The sequence below is a fragment of the Acinetobacter sp. ABJ_C5_2 genome (assembly GCF_044538485.1).
Taxonomy (GTDB): domain Bacteria; phylum Pseudomonadota; class Gammaproteobacteria; order Pseudomonadales; family Moraxellaceae; genus Acinetobacter; species Acinetobacter nosocomialis_A.
Genome location: NZ_JBIUCS010000065.1, coordinates 1 through 2483, shown reverse-complemented (window position 1 = coordinate 2483; position 2483 = coordinate 1). Strand labels below are relative to the sequence as shown.

2 protein-coding genes and 2 pseudogenes are annotated in these 2483 nt (G+C 29.4%); all 4 read right to left on the bottom strand.

The window, feature by feature from the left end; all coding sequences use genetic code 11:
- Positions 1-797: 797 nt before the first annotated feature.
- Complete coding sequence (locus ACH8JV_RS19220; RefSeq protein WP_396523230.1) at positions 798-1073, bottom strand: hypothetical protein; 276 nt, start codon at positions 1071-1073, stop codon at positions 798-800.
- Between the two features lie 35 nt (positions 1074-1108).
- Complete coding sequence (locus ACH8JV_RS19215; protein ID WP_396523229.1) at positions 1109-1423, bottom strand: hypothetical protein; 315 nt, start codon at positions 1421-1423, stop codon at positions 1109-1111.
- 19 nt (positions 1424-1442) lie between these two features.
- Positions 1443-2102: pseudogene (locus tag ACH8JV_RS19210) on the bottom strand (type IV secretion protein Rhs); the annotation flags it as partial.
- Positions 2103-2114: 12 nt separating this feature from the next.
- Positions 2115-2483, bottom strand: a pseudogene (locus tag ACH8JV_RS19205) (hypothetical protein); the annotation flags it as partial.

Here is a 2483-nt window from a genome sequence, read left to right as displayed (position 1 = left end):
TTATTAATCTCTTCATACTTATCTAAAATTTCTTCATTTTTTTAATAAACAAATGCCTTTTTCAGAAAATTTTCAAAATTAATTTTTATGCTTAAAAACTGACTTATACTAAGATAATTCTCTTGATTATGATCGTAAAACAAAATATTTTTTTGATTTATCTAAAAACCATTCACCCCCTTAGCCTGTACGACCAATCATCCAGACTTTCTCACTAATCTCAGGATAGTTTTCATCAAAATATAGATTTTTTAATACTATTTCATAACCAAATATTAAAATATCAGTTATAATTTTATTTCTTTAAATTTCCCTAAAAAATGATAAATAATTATCATCAAGTTGAGGTAGTTTTCCAAATCCCTTTATTTCTTTCATTTAATTACGCTCTTTGCTTGCTAATGTGCACAAACAGTATTTCGAAATACCTACCATATTTGTTCCAATTTTGAATATTACATGAACTATTATTATAAATATTTAATATGCTTTCCTTTTGATAGAATATGATGATAAAAGTTCATTTATTTAATAATAACATTTTTACTTCTATTGCTGATTACTTAAAAATATTATTCTTTCATAAAAATAACCAACTTTCCTTCTGGCAAATGACGACCATTCCAACCACAAGGAAACCCACCATTTAAATATACTTCTAGAATATCTTTCCAAATTTTAGGAAAATAATCATTTGCATAGCATTGAAAAATTATTTCTATATCTCTATGCATTAATTCTATAAGTATACATACTTCTTCATAAACCCACTTTTCTTTAACACCATTAAATTCTTTCTATCCAAAATCAAAAAAACTCTGCTGTTTTAACTTATATTTAATTTTATCACTCCATTCAAAAACATCTGGAAATATGGTGGGGCTATCTGTTACAGTCTCCCACTCATAAAAACCATTAAAGTTATCATTCGTGACATAATTGACACCGACTTTAGCATCAGTAATGATTTTATAATCTCCACACATCTGAAATGGTTTATTAAAAAAATTTCCTTGCTCTAAGAATGATATAAAATCACTAGCATCCTTAGTCACTTGATCCGAGCTTTTCATTTATTAACTCATGTAATCAAAAATATATTAACCACCTAAACATTTTTATATATAATATTTGATATATTTTCCTTTAAATTTTTTATATTCTTACACTTCTTTTCAATTATAGGTAAGTCCCAATTCATATCTTTTATCAATACAATTTTAAAGAAGCCCTCTTCCTCTAAACATGGGAACCATCCTACATCCAATATCTTATTGTTATTAAAATTAATTTGTAATAAATCTTCAGATAAATCAAAAACTGTATCTTTATTTAACTCAAAATTATCATTAATCCAAGAAATAGAGTCATGACTAACAACTCCATCTTTAATATCAATATTCCACCAAATAGCCATTTTCATGTTCACTCAACATTATTTACCTTTTCAAACGACCTGCAAAGTCATATTGCTGCTCTTGACTCACTCCGTTGGCAGAGTGACGAATAACTTTCCACTGTAAATTATCACATTCCAAGCGAATAAGATCTTAACCATTCACTATTAAACTTTGGACATGATCGCTACCATAAGTCAACCAGTCAATCATCTGACCGTCTGGACGAGTTGTTTTGATTCGATCATTAATTTCGTCATATTGGTGTTTCCACACCGCGGTTTTATTGGTTTTATAGTCTTGCTGGTGTTCCTGTACTAAATTGCCAGCCGCATCATAAAACCATTGTAAATTGCTTTTACCATTTTTAGCTTGAATGATTCGCCCCATATAATCATAGGCAAATTCTTCAGTCTGTTCTTCTTCAAGTTCTAAACCGTAGTGACCATAACCCGCTGTACGCTGTTCTAAACGCCCCATACTGTCAAAAATAAATTGTTGAATTCGGTCTTTTGCTGCAGCTCTGTTTTTTAGGTCTTGTCCATAAGCAGATGCGACTTCAATACTGTTTGCCAGTGGACCTAAGTTTTCATTATGATGATAAACCGTTTCTTTACCATCAAAGTCAATTCCTTTAATCCCCCCCGCCAAGGTCATAAAAAATTGATCACTTGCACCATTTTCATTGATTAAGCGCTGAATGCGCATCATAAGTAGTTATTTAATTTCATACTCTAGCATCCCATTAGTTACACATAGATTTCCTGATGGAAATTCACATTTCCACCCGCAAGGCATATAATTAAATTGATATGCCTCTAAAAGCATATCAATTAATTTACTTTTAAATCCAATATAATTAGCCATCAATATCAAACGAATGTCTGCCTCTAGATCATCTAGGAAATAATAAAAAACTTTTTTTCCATCTTCTAATTTCTTTTCTAAAACTTTATTTAATTTATTTATTTCATTTTCAAACAAATCCAATTTAATTTTTTCTTTAAAAATAAAATTATATGCCTGCTTTGTAATGTCAGCCCGCAAATCATTCCAACTTTCATATGGTTCTTCTATATCTTGATC

What these genes read in the sequence shown, in the direction of transcription:
- ACH8JV_RS19215 (WP_396523229.1), bottom strand. Translation starts at nt 1,423, where the DNA reads ATGAAAATGGCTATTTGGTGGAATATTGATATTAAAGATGGAGTTGTT.
- ACH8JV_RS19220 (WP_396523230.1), bottom strand. Translation starts at nt 1,073, where the DNA reads ATGAAAAGCTCGGATCAAGTGACTAAGGATGCTAGTGATTTTATATCA.